Genomic DNA, 18,496 nt, shown 5'->3' with positions numbered 1-18,496 from the left:
CGCTCATGGCCCAGCCACATGGCGCGATTCGCCGACAACTCATGCAGACGCTATGGCCGCCGGTACGCATCGCCGGGCGGCGCGTCGGCGCGGCCATGGGACTGCTGATCGCGGCCAAGCTGGTCATGGTGGCGGTTCCGCTGCTGCTCAAGCTCATCGTGGACGAACTGGGCTCGCCCGGCGCGGCGGTGCTGCCGGTGTTCCTGCTGCTGGCCTATGCCCTGCTGCGTTTTCTCGGCACGCTGTTCAACGAATTGCGCGACGTGACCTTCGCGCCGGTCCTGCACGAGATCGTGGCCGGCTTCAATGAGCGTGCATTCGCCCACCTGCACCGGCTCGGTCCGCGCTTCCACGTCACGCGCCAGACCGGGGCCCTCGCGCGCGACGTAGAACGAGGCGCCGCCGGCATCTCGTTCCTGCTCGGCACCACGCTGTTCACGGTCGTTCCCACGCTGTTCGAAATCGGCGCCGTGGCCGTCGTGCTGGCCATCGGCTACGACATCGGATTCACCGTGATCGTCGTCCTGGCGCTGGCGGGATACAGCCTGTTCACGTTCGCGCTGACCGAACGGCGCGCCGCCCTGCAGCGCGAAATGAATGCCGCGGACTCGGCCAGCAGCGGCCGGCTGGTCGACACCCTGCTGAACTACGAGACCGTCAAGTTCTATACCAACGAACACTACGAACTGGTGCGCTTCCGCAAGCTGCTGGAGCGCTGGCGCCAGGCCGGCATCGCCAACCAGCGGGCGCTGTCCGTCCTGCACGTGGGGCAGAGCGCCATCATCGCCATGGGCGTGGCCGCGATCATGCTGCTCGCCGGCCGCGACGTCGTGGCAGGCGCGATGACGGTGGGCAGCCTGGTCCTGGTCAACGCCTACATCATCCAGATCAGCCTGCCGCTCAATACGCTGGGCATGGTGTTTCGTCAATCGAAGGATGCGGTCATCAATGCCGAACGGCTGCTCAGCCTGCTGGACACGCCGGCCGAAGCCGACGGCACGGAGGCGGGCGTCCCGCTGCAGTTCGAGCGCGGCGAGGTGCGCTTCGAATCGGTGGATTTCGGCTACGAACCGGGCCGGCAGATCCTGTGGAGCGTGGACCTGCACATCGAATCCGGCGCGACCCTGGCCGTGGTGGGCGGAAGCGGCTCGGGCAAGTCCACGCTGGCGCGCCTGCTGTTCCGTTTCTATGAGCCGGATAGCGGACGCATCACGATAGACGGCCAGGACCTCAGGCTGCTCGACAGGCAGAGCCTGCGCGCCCACATCGGCATGGTGCCGCAGGACACCGCGCTGTTCAACGAGACCGTGGCCTACAACATCGGCTACGGCCGTCCTGGCGCGTCGATGGCGGAGATCATCGAGGCCGCGCGCGCGGCGCGCATCCACGAGTTCATCGATGCCTTGCCGGCCCAGTACGACACCATGGTGGGCGAGCGCGGCGTCAAGCTGTCCGGCGGCGAACGGCAGCGCATCGCCATCGCGCGCGCCATGCTCAAGAACCCGCCCATCCTCATCTTCGACGAGGCGACCTCGGCGCTGGACACCCTGGCCGAACGCGCGATCCAGGCCGAACTGTCCAAGCTCGCGCGCGACCGGACCACACTCATCATCGCGCACAGGCTCTCCACCGTCGTGGAAGCGGACGAGATCATCGTGCTGGACCAGGGACGCATCGTCGAGCGCGGCACCCACGGCGCGCTGCTGGACAGGCAGGGCATGTACGCGCGCATGTGGAACCTGCAGCTCAAACAGAACGAGCTCGAGCAGGCCGGCCGCAAGCTCGGATCGCAGCCGGTCAATATGGTCGCGCTGGTGGCCGGCGTCCTCGACGGCTTGCGGCCGCTGCTCGAAGCGCGCGCCATCGAGCTCTACACCTTCATGGGATCGGAGTCCTACCGCGTCATGGGCGACCCGAGCACCCTGCAGCAAATCGTTTCCGAACTGTGCATGAACGCCATTGCCGTCAGCCCCCCGCATGGACGCATGGAACTGCGCCTGCACGCGGCCGGAGAAACCGTGCAGTTGGCGGTGACGGACGGCCGCGACGACGAGACGGTCGTGGCGATGGAATCGCGCGCCCTCTCGGCAGAGCCGGCCGGCATGGGCTCTACCGTCTTCGATCCCATGCATATCCGCGCGATGGCGCAGAGCCAGGGCGGCGCGCTTGCGACACGGCCCGCGCCCGCGGGCCGGGGCGAGACCCGGGTGCTGAGCCTGCCGCTGCGCGCCGTGCCTGCCGACGCGGTGCGCAGCCCGGCGCAGCCGCGCGGCGGCGCCGTGTCGCTGGCCGGGTTGCGCATCATGCTCGTCGACGACCAGGCCGAGGTGCTGGAGCAGGTCGGCGCGGTACTCGAGACCTACGGCGCGGCCACGATCGCGATGAACTCGGGCCGCGCGGCGCTCGACTACCTGGAGCGATCGCCGTCGCCGGACTGGCCCGACGTGCTCGTCTGCGATCTGTCGCTGGGCGACGAAGACGGCCACCAGGTCCTGCAGGACATCCGCGCGATCGAGTCGCGCCGCGGCACTTCCCTGCCCGATCTCATGCCCGCCATCGCCCTGACCGGCCGCGCCCAGCCCATGGACCGCATGCGCGCGCTGCTGGCCGGCTTCCAGGTGCACCTCGCCAAACCGGTGGACCCCGCCGAGCTGGCCATGACCGTGGCCTCGCAAGCGCGCGGCACGGCGCCGCCCGGCCCGGCAGGACCGGCCTGACTCCCTTTCCCCTCGTCCACAAGGAACCCGCATGAACAGCAACCCCTTCCTGGCCGCGGCGCCGACGACATCGGCCCCCAGTTTCTATGCCGACCGCCAGGCCGCCGCCCAGGCGGTCAGGATGGCCCTGCCGCTGATCGAAGCGGCCATGCAGGACAAGGATCGCGTTGGCGAAAGCGGCTTTCTCTACATCGTGATCATGGACCCGGCCAGCTCGCCCGCGCGCGACCAGTTCGAAACGGCCATTCTCTATGAATACGCGGTGGGCGATCCCGCAACGTGGGACGCGGACTACGGCGCGTTCGCGCGCGGCAAGGCCTACCTGAGCTGGCGCACCGGGCTGGACAGCCATCTGGTCCAGACCGTCTATCCGCATTGGCTGCAAAAGGGCGACTCCACGCTGTGGGGCACCGCCTGCCTGGACGGGTACGTGGTGGCCGCCAGCGGCGCGCACCCCTGGTACGACGAGGCATTCGCCGCCACGGTCGCCGCCTGCCTGAGAGCGATCGTGAAAGGACGCGCGCACACCGAAGCCCGTGGGCTCACGCTCTAGTCTGCCAACGCCAAGAAGGCCTCGCACACCGCCTGGCTATCCGGCCATGTCATGGATCAGCAACCCTTGCTGATAGGGGCAGGCGAATGTGCAAGCTCGCGCTCCGCCTCCCCGAAAACGGGACGGACCCCCCTCAGGCATGCATCGTGCGTAGAAGACCCCCTGCCACTTTCCACCGTCAGGAAACCGACATGCGCACCATCGCCCTCATCAGCGAGCACGCATCGCCGCTTGCGTCCCCAGGCAGCGTCGATAGCGGCGGCCAGAACATTTATGTCGCCAACCTCGCCCGCGAAATGGCGGCACGCGGCACGCACGTCGACATCTTCACGCGGCGCGACGATCCCGACCTGCCGCCGGTCACCCACTGGCTTCCGGGCGTGCGGGTCCTGCACGTGCCGGCCGGCCCTGCGCACGCCATTCCCAAGGAAGAACTGCTGCCCTACATGAACGCGTTCAGCGCGTTCCTGCAATATCACTTCCGCAATGCCGCCCGGCCTTACGACGTCGTGCATGCCAACTTTTTCATGTCGGGCCATGCGGCTCTGCCGGCGGCGCGCGCCAACGGCATCCCGCTGGTCATGACCTTCCACGCGCTCGATCGCGTACGCCGCCAGCACCAGGGCAGCGCCGACCGTTTTCCTCCGGAGCGCTATGCGATCGAACGGGAGCTGGTGCGCCAGGCGCAGCGGCTGATCGCCGAATGCCCGCAGGACCGGGAAGACCTGATCCTCCACTATGGCGCGGAGGTTTCCAGGATCGACGTCATCCCGTGCGGCTTCGACGATCGAGAGTTCGTTCCGCTCGACAAGCGGACCGCGCGGCTGGCGCTGGGATGGCATCCGACACGCTTCGCCATTCTGCAACTGGGCCGCATGGTGCCGCGCAAGGGCGTGGACAACGTGATCCGCGCGCTCGCCCTGTTGCGGCACCGCTACGGCGTCGAGGCCCAGCTCTATATCGTCGGCGGCGACGCGCCCGATCCGAACGATATGGCGACGCCGGAATTGGCGCGGCTGCGCGCGATCGCCGCCGATGCCGGCGTGACCGACGCGGTGGAGTTCTGCGGCCGCCGCGACCGGGACCTGCTCTCGCTGTTCTACGGCGCCTGCGACGCGTTCGTCACCACGCCCTGGTACGAACCGTTCGGCATCACGCCGGTGGAAGCCATGGCGTGCGCGCGGCCGGTCGTGGGCGCGGCCGTCGGCGGCATACGTTCGACCGTGGTAGACGGGCACACCGGCTATCTCGTTCCCCCTCGCGACCCCGAGGCGCTGGCCGAACGGCTTGCATACCTGGCTGCGCGTCCGGACACCGCCAGGCAACTGGGCATCCATGGCCTGCAGCGGGCCCGGCAACGGTACACGTGGAGCGGCGTGGCGCGCGACATGCTGCGCAGCTATGCAAGCCTGGTCCGCCCCGCCGCCGTGGCGCACAGCGGGATCGGCCACCCGGTCGCCGACGAAGCACTGGTAGCGAAGTGAACTGCAAAGGAGAGCAGGCATGACATCGAGTTCACCGTCGAACATGGCGGGCAAGACCATTCTCGTAACCGGCGGCGGGCGCGGCCTGGGGGCGGCGATCTGCCAGGAACTGGCCGCCGACGGGGCGCACATCCTGGTCGGCGATATCGACGAGGAGGCCGCGCATGCCACCGCGCAGCGCCTGGGCGCCCAGGCCGACGCGGTCGGCCTGGACGTCGGCAACGAAAGCGCCGTGCGCGCGGCGCTGGACCGTGCCGTCAGCCGCTTCGGCCACCTGGATGCCGTGGTCAACAACGCCGCCATCGACCTGACCGTTCCCATCGAGGAACTGGGGCTGGCCGATTGGGACCGCATCCTGCGGACCAATCTGACCGGCCCTTTCCTGATTTCCAAACATGCCTGCGCCCACATGCGCAGCCGGGGGGGCGGGCACATCGTCAACATCGCGTCGACGGCGTCCAAGCGCGCCTGGCCGAACGCGGCCGTCTACCACGCCACCAAGTGGGGCTTGCTGGGCCTGTCGCATGCGCTGCACGCCGAGTTGCGCCCGCTGGGCATCAAGGTGTCGGCGGTCGTGGCCGGCGGCATGCGCACGCCGTTCCTGCTGGACCGCTTCGCCGACATCGACGTCAGCACCCTGCAGGACCCCGCCAACGTGGCGCGGGCGGTGCGCTTCGTCCTCATGCAGCCCGAGGAAACCGTCATCCCCGAAATCATGGTCCTCCCGATGAAGGAAACGTCATGGCCCTGAGACCCGCGGTATTCCTCGACAAGGACGGCACGCTGCTGGTCAACGACGCCTACAACGTGAACCCGGCGCGCATGCGCTTCGGCTTAGGGGTCGATGCGGGGCTGCGGCGCCTCGCGCTCACGGGCGCGCCGCTGATCGTCGTCACGAACCAGCCCGGCGTCGCCCTCGGCCTGTTCGAGGAAGCAGCGCTGGACGGCGTGCGGCGGCAACTGGCCCATATGTTCGCGGCGGCGGGCGCGCGCCTGGACGGTTTCTATTACTGCCCGCACCTGCCCCAGGGCGTCCGGCGCGCCTATGCGCTTGCGTGCACCTGCCGCAAGCCCCGGCCCGGCCTGCTGCGGCGCGCGGCGCGCGATCACGCTATAGATCTGGAGCAATCCTGGTTCATCGGCGACATCCTGGACGACGTCGAGGCCGGCCAGCGTGCCGGGTGCCGGACCATGCTGCTAGACAACGGCCATGAAACGGAATGGAAGCAGGGTCCATTCCGCCAGCCCGACTGCGTCGCCAGCACGTTCGAGCAAGCGGCCACCCTGGTCGCAAACGCGCTGCCGGTCCGGGAGGTCGCGTGAACACGCCGCCGGCGGAGCGGGCCGTCGAACGATCGGCTGCCTGCGCCGGCGGCGGCTGGGGGCAGGCGCGCAATATCCTGTGCATCCGGCTCGACAATCTGGGCGACGTGCTGATGACGACCCCGGCCTTGCGGGCCCTCAAGCAATCGGCTCCGGGCCGCCGCCTGAGCCTGCTGTGCTCGCCCTCCGGAGCGCGGCTGGCGCCGCACCTGGACTGCGTGGACGAGGTCTTGCCCTACCAGGCGCCATGGATGAAAAACACGCGCGGCGCCGATCCGGCGCCGGACCTGGCCATGATCGAAACGCTGCGCGCCGCCCGCTTCGACGCCGCGGCGATATTCACCGTCTATAGCCAGAGCGCGCTGCCCGCCGCGCTGATGTGCATGCTGGCGGGCATACCGCGGATATTGGCCCATGCGCGCGAGAACCCGTATCGGCTGCTCACCCATTGGATCAAGGACGACACGCCGCTCGACGGCGGCCGCCACGAGACGCGCAGGCAGCTGGACCTGGCGGCCTCGGTGGGGGCGGCCTGCGATGACGAATCCCTAGCCTTCGCGCTGCGCGCGGAGGATCGCCAGGGTGCCCGCGACCGCCTGGCTCGGCACGGCATCGGCGCCGGCGAGCGCTTCGTCGTCGTTCATCCGGGCGCAACCGCGCCGTCCCGACGCTATCCGCCGGAGCGCTTTGCCGTGGCGGTGCGGCTATTGTCCAAGCAGATGCGGGTCGTGCTGACCGGCGATGCCGGCGAGCGCGAATTGGCCGGGCACGTCGATGTCCTGGCCGGGCGCCGCGCCGTGAACCTGGCCGGCCAGCTCGCGCTGGGCGAACTCGGCGCCCTGCTTGCCGATGCCGAGGTGCTGGTGTCGAACAACAGCGGCCCCGTCCACATCGCCGCCGCGGTAGGAACGCCGGTGGCCGATCTCTACGCCCTCACCAATCCCCAGCATGCGCCGTGGGGTGTCGCGCACCGCCTGCTCAACCAGGACGTCCCGTGCAAGTACTGCTACCGCAGCATCTGCCCGGAAGGCCACCACGCCTGTCTGGCCGGCGTCGAGCCGGCGACCGTCGCGGCCGCCGCCTTCGAACTGGCCGGCGCGCGCCGCCGTTCATCCAGCGATTCGTCCAGCCCTCCGCCCGGCCATGCCCGGCGCGCGGCGGCTTGAGCAACGTGAAGGAGACTCACGTGTATACATTGGGAATCAATGCCGTCTATCACGATTGCTCCGCGACGCTGGTGCGCGACGGCGTCGTGCTGGCCGCCGCCGAGGAAGAACGCTTCACCCACGTCAAGCACGGCAAGCGGCCGCTGCCCTTCACCACGTGGCAGCTGCCCTTCCATGCCATCGACTACTGCCTCGGGCATGCCGGCATAGACATCCGCGAGGTCGACCATTTCGCCTACTCCTACGATCCCGCCCTGCTGCTCGAAGCGCAAGGGCGGCCTACGCACATCCAGCTGCCGCTCGAGCCGTCGCGCCACGGCCGACCCGACGCCACTTCGTCGCCGTGGGACCCCTTGTTTCTCTCCTATATCGTCAATGCCCCGCGCCAACTGGCCGACGGCGCGCCCCATCACCTGCAGGAGCGCCTGAGCGGCGCGACGGCCGAAGACATCGGCCGGCGCTGGCATTTCGTCGAGCATCACCTGGCCCATGAGGCCAGCGCCTTCCTGGCCGCGCCGTTCGACGAAGCCGCCGTGCTCACCATGGACGGGCGCGGGGAAAACGCCACGACCAGCTATGGCCATTACACCGGCCGGACGTACCGCCGCATCAAGCAAGTGAACCTGCCCCATTCGCTGGGCCTTCTTTACGAGGACGTCACGCGCTACCTGGGCTTTCTCCACTCCTCCGACGAGTACAAGGTCATGGCGCTGGCATCGTTCGGCCAGCCCCGCTACGTGGACTTCTTCGAAGCGCTCATGCGGGTGGACGACGATGGCGGGTTCACGATGTCCGCGCCCGCCCTGGTCGAGCGTTTCGGGCCGCCCCGGCGGCGCGGCGGGCCGCTGGATCAATTCCACTACGATCTGGCGCGCTCGCTGCAGTTCGCGCTGGAGCAGGCGGTGGAGCGCATGGCGCGCTGGCTGCACCGCGAAACCGGGGCCGAGCGTCTCTGCATGGCCGGCGGCGTGGCGCTCAACTGCGTCATGAACGCCCGGCTGCGCGAGCACGGCCCCTTCAAGGAGGTCTGGGTGCAGCCCGCGGCGGGCGACTCGGGCACCTCGCTCGGCGCAGCGCTCTGGATAGACGGGCAAGTGCGCCAGGACCCCGAGCGCCGCTGGTCCATGGAGCATGCGTTCCTGGGGCCGGAGTTCAGCGACGCAGAAATCGAGGCTTTCCTGCAGCGCTCCAAACTGCGCTACCGGCGCCCCGACGACATCGCCCAGGCCACGGCGGAGCTGCTGGCGCAGGACAAGATCATCGGCTGGTTCCAGGGCAGGATGGAGTTCGGACCGCGCGCGCTCGGCGCGCGCTCCATCCTGGCTTCGCCCATCGATCCCGGCATGCAGGCCCGCCTCAACGAAATCAAGGACAGGGAAGACTTCCGCCCGGTCGCGCCCGTGGTCATGCAGGAACGCGCGCGCGAATGGTTCGCCACCCGCCGGCCCGGCGACATCGTCGCGCCGTTCATGCTGTTCGTCTTCGACGTGCTGGAAGACAAGGCAGACCGCATACCGGCGGTGCGCCACACCGACGGCACGGCGCGCGTACAGACCATCCGGCGCGACCAGCATCCGCGCTACTACGATCTGCTTGCCGCGTTCGAACAGCGCACCGGCGTGCCGGTACTGGTCAACACGTCGTTCAACACGCGCGGCGAACCCGTCGTCTGCACCCCGCGCGATGCCATCGAATGCTTCTGGACCTCGCCGCTGGATGCGCTGGCGATCGGCTCCTTCCTGCTGGAGAAATCGGCATGAATCCGGTCACCCTGCCCAGCGGCCGCCGGTGGATCGCGGACATCCTCCCTGCGCTCGACAAAGAGCCGCGCGTCTCGGTGGTGATTCCGACCTACCGCAGGCCCGACATGCTCATGCGCTGCCTGGCGGCCGTCGCGGCCCAGGACATGGATCCCATGGAGTTCGAGATCCTGGTAGTGGACGACGGCCCCGATGAAGGCACTCGCGACGCCGTCGAACGCTTCGCCGGCGCGCAGCGCGCCAGGGGCCTGCCGGTGCGCTACCTGCAGGCCGAAGGCACCCAGGGGCCCTCGGGGGCGCGCAACCGCGGCTGGGAGAACGCCCGTGCGGCGGTGATCGCCTTTACCGACGACGACACCATCCCGACGCCGTCGTGGCTCGCGCGCGGACTGGCGGCCATGGCGGACGGCGCAGCCGCCGCCGTGGGCGGCATCCGCGTGCCGGTACCCGCGCGCCCGCGCGACCACGAGCGGGACACCGCCGGCCTCGAACGAGTGGAGTTCGCCACCGCCAATTGCCTGGTGCGCAAGAGCGCGCTGGCCGCCGTGGGCGGCTTCGACGAGCGTTTCACCATGGCGTGGCGCGAAGACTCCGACCTGCAGTTCATGCTGATGGCGCGCGGCCTGCGCATCGTGCGCGCGCCCGACGCCGTCGTGCTCCATCCGGTGCGGCCCGCGCCTGCCGGGATCAGCGTGCCGATGCAGCGCAAGGTCTATTTCGACGCCTTGCTCTACAAAAAGCACCCTTCGCTCTATCGCCAGCGCATCCGCCCCCGGCCGCCGTGGAATTATTTCGCGATCGTCGCCGGCGTGATCGCCATGGCCGCCGGGTTCGCGGCCGGCGCGCCGTGGCTGACCTGGGCCGGCCTGGTCCTGTGGGCCGCGCTGACGCTGCAGTTCTTCCTGGCGCGCCTGCGCGGCGCCTCGCTGGCGCCTTCGCATGTGGTGGAAATGCTGGTGACGTCCATACTCATTCCGCCGCTTTCGCTCTTCTGGCGGCTGCGCGGCGCCTGGCATTTCAGGGCGAGGTTCCTGTGATGCAGGACGCGCGCACGCATCCGCTCTGGCAGCCGGAACCGCGGCGCATCGCCGTGTTCCGGGCGCTCCAGCTGGGCGACCTGCTGTGTTCGCTGCCTGCCTTGCGCACGCTGCGCCAGCGCTTTCCGCACGCCCGCATTACTTTGGTCGGACTGGCTGGCGCCGCGGACTTCGTGCGCCGCTTCGGCCGCTACATCGACACGCTCGCCCCTTTTCCCGGCGCGCCCGGCATGCCGGAGCAGGCGGCACGGCCCGAGGAGCTGCCGGCTTTCTATGCCTGGGCGCGCAGCCAGCGCTTCGACGTCGCGCTGCAGATGCACGGCAGCGGCGCATCGACCAATGCCATCGTCTCGCAGTTGGGAGCCGCCCGCATCGCGGGCTTTTGTCCATCGCCCGCGCGCGATGCGCGGACGGCCGGCTGGTGGCTGCCCTGGCCCGACGAGCTTCCGGAAATCCGGCGCTATCTCGCGCTCATGCGTTTCCTGGGCATAGCCTGCACCGATGCCGAGCTCGAGTTTCCGCTGGCGGACGACGACCGCCGGGCGGCGGCGAGTCTCCTCGCCGCGGAAGGATTGCAGCCGGACCGCACCGTGCTCGTCCATCCCGGCGCGCGCCTGGCGTCGCGCCGCTGGCCGGCCGCGCGCTATGCCGCGGTCGCGGCTTCCCTGGCGCGGGCGGGATACGACGTCGCCCTCACCGGCAGCGACGAAGAGCGTTCGCTGACCCGACAGGTCGCTGCGCTCGCCGAAACGCCGGTGCGCGATCTGGCGGGGCGGACCTCGCTCGGCGTGCTCGCCGCGTTGCTGGAGCAAGTGCGCCTGCTGGTTTGCAACGATACCGGCGTCTCGCACCTGGCGGCCGCCGTAGGCGCACGCAGCGTCGTCATCGCCAGCGGCAGCGACGTGCGCCGCTGGGCGCCGCTCGACCGCTCCCGCCACGTCGTCCTGTGGCGCGACGTGGCCTGCCGCCCCTGCGCCTACCCGAGCTGTCCGATCGGCCATCCCTGCGCGCTGGGAGTCGAAACCACGGACGTCATCCGCCACGCCGGGCACATGCTTTCCACGGAGCCCCTCCATGCCTGAGACCCACGGCCGCCGCCTGCGCATCCTCACCTGGCACATCCACGGCAACTATCTTTACTATCTGAGCCAGGTCCCGCACGACTTCTACATCGTCACCCGGCCGGACGCGGCGCCGGGGTATGCGCCGCTGGGCAGCGGCCTGCCATGGGGGGACAATATCCACGAGATTTCCGCCGACCGCCTGCGCGACCTGCGCCTGGACTGCGTGCTGTATCAATCCCGGCAGGCCTACCTGGAAGACCGCATCAACATGCTGTCCGCCACGCAGCGCCGGCTGCCGCAGCTCTACCTGGAACACGACCCGCCGCAGCAGCATCCGACCAATACGGTGCATTGGTTCCAGGAGCCCGCAGGCACGCTGGTCCACGTCACCGCGTTCAATGCCCTGATGTGGGACAACGGCTGCACGCCCACGGCCATCGTGGAACACGGCGTGCGGCTTCCGCCGAACGTGGCCTATCAGGGAACGACGCCGCGCGGCATCGTCGTGGTCAACCACCTGGCGCGCCGCGGGCGCCGCCTCGGCGCCGACGTCTTCGCGCAATTGCGCGCCAGCGTGCCGCTCGACCTGGTGGGAATGGACGCGCAGGCGGCGGGCGGCATCGGCGAAATTCTCAACCTCGAACTGCCGGCTTTCATGGCCCGCTACCGGTTCTTCTTCAACCCCATCCGCTATACCAGCCTGGGGCTCGCCGTCATCGAGGCCATGATGGCAGGCGTGCCGGTGGTCGGGCTGGCGACGACGGAGATGGCGACCGTGATCGAGAACGGCGCGAACGGCTACGTCGACACGCGCCTGGACGTGCTGGCAGACGTCATGCAGGAATTGCTCGCGGACCCGGACCTGGCGCGAGCGTGGGGCCGCGAGGCCCGCTTGCGGGCGATGCAGCGCTTCGGCATTGAACGCTTCGTGCGTGACTGGATGGCGGTGTTCGCCGCCGCGGCCGGTAGCGGGGCACTTGCGCGGGAGCCGCTCCAGGAACGGTCCTGATCCCGCTCACGCTCAACTGCGATTGTCCACCTCGGGCGCGCCGGGCGTCTGCTTGCCCGGATCCGTGGCCGTGTCGCGGTCTATGCCGGGCGGCAGGCCCGTGCGCGCGGGCAGGCCGTTGGGATCCACGGGATGGTTGCCCAGTGTGCGCTCGCGCTTGGGCGGAGAGCTGGGGCCTTCCGGCGTGCGCTTGCGGGATTGCTCGGTCAGCTCGCTGCCGGGATCTTCGTTCCCCGTAGGTTCAGCCGCGGCTTCGGCAAGCTCGGGCGCCACGGGCGGATGGGACTGCCCGGCCGGCGCGGCGGGGCGTTGCGCGGATTCTTGTCGAGAAGACATGGCGGTCTCCGGATAGGGTCATGGCCCCATTGTGGGACAAGTCCGGCGCCGCAGGCGTAAGCATTTGAGAACGCTCCGCGCCGGCCTCCGGAGTCATGCCTTGCGCCAGTAGAGCAGCGTCACCAGCCCCACGCACGCCGCCAGCACCGAGGCCATGGTGGCGAATGCGCCCGTGACGGCGAACGCCTCGGAAAACGACCCGACCAGCAGATAGCCGAACGGCATGGTGCCGTTGTAGGCCATGCCGTAGAGCCCGACCAGCGCGCCGCGCACGGAGTCGGGACAGCGCTGCTGGATGGTGGCGTTGGTGGAGGTGGAAGCGAAAGTCAGGCTGATCCCGAGCAGCAGAAAGGCCGCGCCGCTGACCGCCACGTGCCAGGAGGTGGACAGCAGGGCCAGCGCCACGCAGGCCGTCCACGGCGCCAGGCGCAGCAGCCCGGCGGTGCGCCCGGCGATGGACGAGGACAGCACGACGGCCGCCGTCAGCGACCCCATGCCGGCGCAGGCGAAGAACACGCCGGTGAACTTGGCCGCATCGTGGAACACCCGGTCGGCCAGCAGCGGCACCAGGGTCTGGTAGCTGCCCGCCAGCAGGCCCATGCACGCTAGGATGGACAGGTATTTGGCGGTGAACTTGTCGTCCAGGACGTAGACCAGCGCATCGCGCAAGCCGCGCTGCTGCTCGTCCTTGCGCGCGACCGCAAGCTCGCGCACGGGCATCGAACGCACGCACGAAGCCATGAACAGCAGCGCGCCCGCATAGGTGAAAAACGCGGCCGCCTGTCCCGCCAGCGGATAGATGATGGCGGCGAAACTCGGCCCCACCATCCGGCCCACGTTGTAGACCATGGTATTCATCGCGATGGCGTTGGGCAGCAGCGCGGCGTCTTCCAGACCCGTCAGCAACAGCATCTGGCGCGCCGGCGATTCGGCGGCGCTGAGCAATCCCGCGCACAGGGCCAGCGCAAGAATGAGCGGCAGGACCAGCAGGTCCAGCAGCGACAGCACCGCCAGACAGCACGCCACGGCCATCGACGCATACAGCACCGCGGTCGTCGCGCGGCGCGCATTGCCCGCATGGATGCGCGCGCCGGCCAGCGGCGCCACGACCAGTTGGGGCCCGTACAGCAGGAAGTTCAACAAGGCCAGCACCGCCGCCGATCCCGACAGGTGGTAGACGACCAGGTTGAGCGTGATGTTCTGCGTCCAGCTTCCCAGCACCGACACGGCCTGCCCCATCAGGTAGCGGCGCATCGTGGCTTCGGACAGGGCGGGAAAGACGCGCTCGAGCAGGGACATGGGAAGAGGAGAAGAACGGCGGAGATCCTGGCAATGTTAGCCCAGGCGCGTCCGGCGGCCCGCCGCGCCGGGCGCGCGCACGGGCCGGAGGCGGCCGCCGGCTATTGGAAGGCGCTTTCCAGGAAGCTGCGCAGCTTGCGGGAATGCAGGCGCTCGGGCGGCATCTTGCCGAGGATCTCCAGCGCCCGCAGGCCGATGTCCAGGTGCTGCGCGACCTGCATGCGATAGAACGCGCTGGCCATGCCGGGCAGCTTCAGCTCGCCGTGCAGCGGCTTGTCCGACACGCACAGCAGGGTGCCGTAAGGCACCCTGAAGCGGAATCCGTTGGCGGCGATCGTCGCCGACTCCATGTCCAGCGCGATCGCCCGCGATTGCGAGAACCGCCTTACCGGCTCCTGCTGCTCGCGCAGCTCCCAGTTGCGATTGTCTATGGTCGCCACCGTGCCGGTGCGCATGATGCGCTTGAGATCCCAGCCGGACAGCCCGGCCACCTCCTCCACGGCCTGCTCGAGCGCCACCTGCACCTCGGCCAGCGGCGGAATCGGCACCCAGGTGGGCAGGTCGCCGTCGAGAACGTGGTCCTCGCGCACATAGCCGTGCGCCAGCACGTAGTCGCCCAGCCGCTGCGAGGCCCGCAGCCCGGCGCAATGGCCGAGCATCAGCCAGACGTGGGGCCGCAGCACCGCGATGTGGTCGGTAATCGTCTTGGCATTGGACGGCCCCACGCCGATATTGACCAGCGTGATGCCGGCGTGTCCGTCGCGCACCAGGTGATAGGCCGGCATCTGCGGCATGCGCGTCACCGGCTCGGCCGGCGGCGTGTCGCCCGCCCGGGTAATGCGGTTGCCCGGCTCGACCAGGGCGTCGTACTCGCCGTTCGCCACCAGCGCCCGCGCGCGCAGGCAGAATTCGTCGACGTAGAACTGGTAGTTGGTGAACAGCACGTAGTTCTGGAAATGCACCGGCGCGGTAGCGGTGTAGTGCTGCAGGCGGTGCAGAGAATAGTCGATTCGCGGCGCGGTGAACGGCGCCAGCGGCTCGGGCTCGCCGGGCCGCCCCGCGTGCGTGCCGTTGACGATGGCGTCGTCGGTGATGGCCAGGTCGGGCGTGTCGAACAGGTCGCGCAGCGGGCGCTCCAGCGCCTCGATGTCCTCTCCTTCCACATAGGTGCCGTCGGGAAACGCGAAGTGCAGCGCGATCGGCACCTCCGACTCGCCCACCTCGACCGCCACGCCGTGGTTGCGCAGCAGCAGCCGGACCTGCTCGGTCAGGTAGGCGCGGAACAGTTCCGGCTGGGTGACCGTGGCCTGGTAGACGCCGGGCTCGGCCACGTGGCCGTACGACAGCCGAGTATCCACGCTGCCGTAGGTATCGACGCGGATCCGGACGAAGGGGTAGCAGGCCCGGTGGCGGCGGCCATCGGCCGCACGCGCCGCCACGACCGAGCGGAAGGCGGCGCACAGAAAAGCAGTGTTGCGGGCATAAATGTCCACCAGCCGCTGGACCGCGGCGTCGGGATCGCGAAAGGCCTCGGTGGGCCAGGAAGGAGGGGTCAGGACCGAAACGGGGGACTGTGGACTCATGACGGAAAACCTGCGGGCAGGGAAAATGATGTGAGGGCCAGGCGCAACGGCGCCGGCCGCGCGATGGCGGCCGGCATCGCGCGATGCCGCCATCACGGCACTAGCTTAGCGCTTTGCGCCGCGGCAAAGCGCCGGTGGCTCGCCATTGCCCGCCTTTGCCGCCCCGGGCCCGCTCGCGGGGGACCGGGCTTTGCCGGATGCGCGGCGCCGGGCTAAACTCGAAGCCAGGAGATGGCATGCCTCCTTCAACCGCCGCGCAGCTCGCGGCTGATGATGCCTACAGGTCCCGTCCCGCGGGCTGTAGGTGTTCGCGCCTCCTCCGCCGGCCGGTCGCAGTTCCCCAATCGATGGCCGACTCCCATGCGTTTTCCCGCTCCTTTCTGCCCATCCGGGCCGCCGCTGCCCCGCCGCGGCAAATGCCCGCGCCCGACCGCCGCCCTGCGTTGCGGAGGCCGGCCATGCTAGGCGCCATCATTGCCATCGGCCTGGGCGCAGCCTTGGGCGCGCTGTCCCGCTGGGGCCTGGGCCTCGCACTGAACGCCCTGTTTCCGCCGATCCCGCCCGGCACCGTGGCCGCCAACCTCATCGGCGCATACGTCATCGGCGTGGCGATCGCCTACTTCGCGGCCCATCCGTCGATCTCGCCCGAATGGCGGCTATTCATCATCACGGGTTTCTGCGGCGGACTGACGACCTTTTCCACGTTCTCGGCCGAACTGGTCGTACTGCTCCAGGAACAGCGGCTGGGCTGGGCCCTGGCCGCGATCGGCACCCATCTGGGCGGCTCGGTGGCCATGACCATGCTGGGCATGGCCAGCTACCTCGGCCTCAAACACGCCTGAACACTCGAGGAGACGAATCATGGACGGCTACCAACTGGCGCTCTTCACCCAGCAGGACCGCAAGCACGCCGGACGGCCCCTGGGACACTGGCTGCTCGAATTCGCCAAGGCGCGCGGCGCGCTGGGCGCAACGCTGGTGAGCGGCGCGGAAAGCTTCGGCAGCAACGGACGGCTGCACAGCGCGCACTTCTTCGAACTGGGCGACCAGCCCGTGCAGGTACTGGTCACCGCGGACACGCAGACCTGCGAGCAACTGCTGCAGGGGCTTGCACAAGAAGGCGTGGACGTGTTCTACGTCAAGACGGCGGTACAGTTCGGCCGGACCTCGGGCTCGCCTGTCGGCGCGTGATCGGGGTGCGCTGCATGACAATCTTCCGACAATTGGAACGGCCCGGCACTGCAAAGAAAAGGGAGGCCGTAGCCTCCCCTGTATGCGCTGCGCGAGACGCACGGCCGCCGCGTGGCGCTCAGAACGGAATATCGTCGTCCATGTCGGCGAAGTTCGGAGCGGCGCTCGACTGCGAGGCCGCCGGGCGCTGGCCGCCGCCGGATGCAGGGCGCTGCTGGCGCTGGGCCGGTGCGGAATCGCCGTAGCCACCGCCGCCGCCGTAGCCGCCTTCGCCACCGCCGCCACCGCCTTCCCTGCCGCCCAGCATCTGCATCTGGTCGGCGACGATTTCGGTCGCGTATTTATCGGCGCCGGTATCCTTGTCCTGCCACTTGCGGGTCTTGAGGCGGCCCTCGACGTAGACCGAACGGCCTTTCTTCAGGTATTCGCCGGCGATCTCGGCCAGGCGGTTGTAGAACACCACGCGATGCCACTCGGTTTCCTCGCGGCGTTCGCCCGAGCTCTTGTCTTTCCATTGCGACGTGGTGGCGATGGAGACGTTGCAGATCGCCGCGCCGTCTGGCGTATAGCGGACTTCGGGGTCGCGGCCCAGGTTGCCGACCAGGATGACTTTGTTGACAGATGCCATTACCACACTCCTATAAACGGGGATACGCCGGCCAGCGGCAAGGCGGGGGGATTGTATCGGCCCGCACCCGGCGCGGCCACTGGCCTGGATGAAAGAGAAAATAGTTGCCGCACGCGTCCCGCGCAATGCGGGACGGCGCGTATATGGGACAAAAAAAGCCCCCACGCTTCGCCTTCGGCTACGCTGCCCCCCGAGGGGGCGTTTTTGCCTTGGGAGCGGCCCGGCGGCAAAAAAAGCCCCCACGCTTCGCCTTCGGCTACCCTGCCCCCCGAGGGGGCGTTTTTGCCTTGGGAACGGCCCGGCGGCAAAAAAAACGCTCAGGAAGCCTGGCCGGGCACCGGATCCGGCTGCTTGGAGGCCCTGCGCGCCGGCAGGGGCTTCATGCCCCATGCCGCCAGCAGCCATATTACCGCCAGCACGGCGGCAGCCTGGAAGACCGCGGCGCCGCCCAGGCGCGAAGACAGCCATCCGCCCAGCGCGCCGCCGGCGAACAGACCGATCGCCTGGCTCGTATTATAGAAACCCAGCGCCAGCCCCTTGAGGCTGGGCGGCGCCACGCGCGACACCAGCGACGGCTGCATGGCCTCGAGGATGTTGAACACCGAGAAGAACGCGATCATCGCGACCACCAGCCAGCCGTAGCTGTCCTGCGCCCAGGGCAGGCCCATGCAGACCAGCACCAGGCCGGCCACCGCCGCCAGCAGCGTGCGGCGATGCGTGGCGAAGCGCTCGGTCACGCCGATCACCGGCACCATGACCACGAACGACGCCAGCACCACCGGCAGATAGACCTTCCACAAGGTCGCGGCCTCGAGCCCGCCGGTGCGCGCCAGCGCGGCCGGCACGACCACGAACAGCGCCACCTGGATCAGGTGCAGCGTGAACACGCCCAGGTTCAGCCGCAGCAGATCGGGTTGGGACAGCGCGCTGCGCAGCGGCACGCCGGAGGTGGCCGGCACCCGCGGCGCGGTCGGCACCACCCAGGCGGCCACGCCCAGTGCGGCCACGCCCAGCGCGGCAATGCTCCAGAACAGGCCGCCCAGCCCGCCCCAGCCCACCAGCACCGGCGCCAGCACCAGCGACAACGCGAAAGTCAGCCCGATCGAGGCGCCCACCATGGCCATGGCCTTGGTGCGCACCTCGTCGCGGGTCGCGTCGGCCAGCCACGCCGTCACCGCCGCCGAAATCGCCCCCGAACCCTGGATCGCCCGCCCCACCGTGATCCAGAACAGATCGTCGGTCATGGCGCAGAGCACGCTGCCGATCACGAACAGCACCAGCCCCGTCACCACCACCGGCCGCCGGCCCCAGCGGTCCGACGCCAGCCCGAACGGAATCTGCATGAC

At 69.3% G+C, this 18,496-nt stretch carries 17 protein-coding genes and 1 riboswitch; of the genes, 12 read left to right on the top strand and 5 right to left on the bottom strand.

Going from position 1 to position 18,496, the window contains the following annotated elements:
• The first annotated feature begins 5 nt into the window (after positions 1-5).
• From PIGHUM_RS10300 to PIGHUM_RS10255, 10 genes are all read left to right on the top strand, one after another.
• On the top strand, positions 6-2,717 hold the full coding sequence (locus tag PIGHUM_RS10300) for an ATP-binding cassette domain-containing protein (RefSeq protein WP_124079504.1): 2,712 nt from the start codon (positions 6-8) through the stop codon (positions 2,715-2,717).
• Between the two features lie 31 nt (positions 2,718-2,748).
• Entirely contained in the window at positions 2,749-3,270 is a 522-nt protein-coding gene (locus PIGHUM_RS10295; RefSeq protein WP_124079503.1) for a hypothetical protein, read from the top strand.
• A gap of 191 nt (positions 3,271-3,461) precedes the next feature.
• Positions 3,462-4,754, top strand: coding sequence for a glycosyltransferase family 4 protein (locus PIGHUM_RS10290; RefSeq protein ID WP_124079502.1), 1,293 nt, complete (start codon positions 3,462-3,464; stop codon positions 4,752-4,754).
• 19 nt (positions 4,755-4,773) lie between these two features.
• The gene (locus tag PIGHUM_RS10285) at positions 4,774-5,505 is read left to right on the top strand and encodes an SDR family oxidoreductase (protein WP_124079501.1); all 732 of its coding nucleotides are present in this window, start codon (positions 4,774-4,776) and stop codon (positions 5,503-5,505) included.
• Positions 5,496-6,077: a D-glycero-alpha-D-manno-heptose-1,7-bisphosphate 7-phosphatase gene (locus PIGHUM_RS10280; protein WP_124079500.1), complete on the top strand. Its 582-nt coding sequence runs from the start codon at positions 5,496-5,498 to the stop codon at positions 6,075-6,077. Before PIGHUM_RS10285 ends, PIGHUM_RS10280 begins: the two co-directional genes overlap by 10 nt.
• Positions 6,074-7,243: a glycosyltransferase family 9 protein gene (locus PIGHUM_RS10275; protein ID WP_246013099.1), complete on the top strand. Its 1,170-nt coding sequence runs from the start codon at positions 6,074-6,076 to the stop codon at positions 7,241-7,243. The genes PIGHUM_RS10280 and PIGHUM_RS10275 overlap by 4 nt, the downstream gene beginning before the upstream one ends.
• A 20-nt stretch (positions 7,244-7,263) precedes the next feature.
• A complete protein-coding gene (locus tag PIGHUM_RS10270; protein WP_124079498.1) occupies positions 7,264-9,003 on the top strand; it encodes a carbamoyltransferase family protein in 1,740 nt (579 codons plus the stop codon).
• Positions 9,000-10,040: a glycosyltransferase family 2 protein gene (locus PIGHUM_RS10265; protein WP_246013097.1), complete on the top strand. Its 1,041-nt coding sequence runs from the start codon at positions 9,000-9,002 to the stop codon at positions 10,038-10,040. Before PIGHUM_RS10270 ends, PIGHUM_RS10265 begins: the two co-directional genes overlap by 4 nt.
• Complete coding sequence (locus PIGHUM_RS10260; protein ID WP_124079496.1) at positions 10,040-11,122, top strand: glycosyltransferase family 9 protein; 1,083 nt, start codon at positions 10,040-10,042, stop codon at positions 11,120-11,122. Before PIGHUM_RS10265 ends, PIGHUM_RS10260 begins: the two co-directional genes overlap by 1 nt.
• Positions 11,115-12,113, top strand: coding sequence for a glycosyltransferase (locus PIGHUM_RS10255; protein WP_124079495.1), 999 nt, complete (start codon positions 11,115-11,117; stop codon positions 12,111-12,113). The genes PIGHUM_RS10260 and PIGHUM_RS10255 overlap by 8 nt, the downstream gene beginning before the upstream one ends.
• Before the next feature lie 12 nt (positions 12,114-12,125).
• Here the strand turns inward: PIGHUM_RS10255 and PIGHUM_RS10250 are convergent, their stop codons facing one another.
• The 3 genes from PIGHUM_RS10250 to PIGHUM_RS10240 all read right to left on the bottom strand — a co-directional run bounded on the left by PIGHUM_RS10250 (position 12,126) and on the right by PIGHUM_RS10240 (position 15,331).
• Positions 12,126-12,449, bottom strand: a complete 324-nt coding sequence (locus tag PIGHUM_RS10250; RefSeq protein WP_124079494.1) for a hypothetical protein — start codon at positions 12,447-12,449, stop codon at positions 12,126-12,128.
• A gap of 93 nt (positions 12,450-12,542) precedes the next feature.
• On the bottom strand, positions 12,543-13,748 hold the full coding sequence (locus PIGHUM_RS10245; protein WP_124079493.1) for an MFS transporter: 1,206 nt from the start codon (positions 13,746-13,748) through the stop codon (positions 12,543-12,545).
• A gap of 101 nt (positions 13,749-13,849) precedes the next feature.
• Positions 13,850-15,331, bottom strand: coding sequence for an AMP nucleosidase (locus PIGHUM_RS10240; RefSeq protein WP_124079492.1), 1,482 nt, complete (start codon positions 15,329-15,331; stop codon positions 13,850-13,852).
• A 218-nt stretch (positions 15,332-15,549) separates the two neighbouring features.
• Positions 15,550-15,618: riboswitch (Fluoride riboswitch) on the top strand.
• Positions 15,619-15,789: 171 nt separating this feature from the next.
• Between PIGHUM_RS10240 and crcB the strand changes: the two genes are divergently transcribed.
• Both crcB and PIGHUM_RS10230 read left to right on the top strand, forming a co-directional pair.
• Positions 15,790-16,173, top strand: a complete 384-nt coding sequence (crcB, locus tag PIGHUM_RS10235; protein ID WP_124079491.1) for a fluoride efflux transporter CrcB — start codon at positions 15,790-15,792, stop codon at positions 16,171-16,173.
• Between the two features lie 19 nt (positions 16,174-16,192).
• Positions 16,193-16,522 (top strand): DUF190 domain-containing protein, encoded by a 330-nt coding sequence (locus tag PIGHUM_RS10230; RefSeq protein ID WP_124079490.1) that lies wholly within the window; start codon positions 16,193-16,195, stop codon positions 16,520-16,522.
• 118 nt (positions 16,523-16,640) lie between these two features.
• Here PIGHUM_RS10230 and ssb read toward each other — a convergent pair whose 3' ends face one another.
• Positions 16,641-17,150, bottom strand: coding sequence for a single-stranded DNA-binding protein (ssb, locus tag PIGHUM_RS10225; RefSeq protein ID WP_124079489.1), 510 nt, complete (start codon positions 17,148-17,150; stop codon positions 16,641-16,643).
• A 317-nt stretch (positions 17,151-17,467) separates the two neighbouring features.
• A partial coding sequence (locus tag PIGHUM_RS10220; protein WP_148087255.1) for an MFS transporter occupies positions 17,468-18,496 on the bottom strand: 1,029 nt, incomplete at its 5' end.

Origin of the sequence: Pigmentiphaga humi (assembly GCF_900606115.1) — a bacterium.
GTDB classification, from domain to species: Bacteria; Pseudomonadota; Gammaproteobacteria; order Burkholderiales; family Burkholderiaceae_B; genus Pigmentiphaga; species Pigmentiphaga humi.
The sequence above is the reverse complement of the archived record's forward strand: the minus strand, read 5'-3'. Positions and strand labels throughout refer to the sequence as shown.

What these genes read in the sequence shown, in the direction of transcription:
- PIGHUM_RS10260 (WP_124079496.1), top strand. Translation starts at nt 10,040, where the DNA reads ATGCAGGACGCGCGCACGCATCCGCTCTGGCAGCCGGAACCGCGGCGC.
- PIGHUM_RS10295 (WP_124079503.1), top strand. Translation starts at nt 2,749, where the DNA reads ATGAACAGCAACCCCTTCCTGGCCGCGGCGCCGACGACATCGGCCCCC.
- PIGHUM_RS10245 (WP_124079493.1), bottom strand. Translation starts at nt 13,748, where the DNA reads ATGTCCCTGCTCGAGCGCGTCTTTCCCGCCCTGTCCGAAGCCACGATG.
- PIGHUM_RS10290 (WP_124079502.1), top strand. Translation starts at nt 3,462, where the DNA reads ATGCGCACCATCGCCCTCATCAGCGAGCACGCATCGCCGCTTGCGTCC.
- PIGHUM_RS10250 (WP_124079494.1), bottom strand. Translation starts at nt 12,449, where the DNA reads ATGTCTTCTCGACAAGAATCCGCGCAACGCCCCGCCGCGCCGGCCGGG.
- ssb (WP_124079489.1), bottom strand. Translation starts at nt 17,150, where the DNA reads ATGGCATCTGTCAACAAAGTCATCCTGGTCGGCAACCTGGGCCGCGAC.
- PIGHUM_RS10255 (WP_124079495.1), top strand. Translation starts at nt 11,115, where the DNA reads ATGCCTGAGACCCACGGCCGCCGCCTGCGCATCCTCACCTGGCACATC.
- PIGHUM_RS10230 (WP_124079490.1), top strand. Translation starts at nt 16,193, where the DNA reads ATGGACGGCTACCAACTGGCGCTCTTCACCCAGCAGGACCGCAAGCAC.
- PIGHUM_RS10280 (WP_124079500.1), top strand. Translation starts at nt 5,496, where the DNA reads ATGGCCCTGAGACCCGCGGTATTCCTCGACAAGGACGGCACGCTGCTG.
- PIGHUM_RS10240 (WP_124079492.1), bottom strand. Translation starts at nt 15,331, where the DNA reads ATGAGTCCACAGTCCCCCGTTTCGGTCCTGACCCCTCCTTCCTGGCCC.
- PIGHUM_RS10300 (WP_124079504.1), top strand. Translation starts at nt 6, where the DNA reads ATGGCCCAGCCACATGGCGCGATTCGCCGACAACTCATGCAGACGCTA.
- crcB (WP_124079491.1), top strand. Translation starts at nt 15,790, where the DNA reads ATGCTAGGCGCCATCATTGCCATCGGCCTGGGCGCAGCCTTGGGCGCG.
- PIGHUM_RS10285 (WP_124079501.1), top strand. Translation starts at nt 4,774, where the DNA reads ATGACATCGAGTTCACCGTCGAACATGGCGGGCAAGACCATTCTCGTA.
- PIGHUM_RS10265 (WP_246013097.1), top strand. Translation starts at nt 9,000, where the DNA reads ATGAATCCGGTCACCCTGCCCAGCGGCCGCCGGTGGATCGCGGACATC.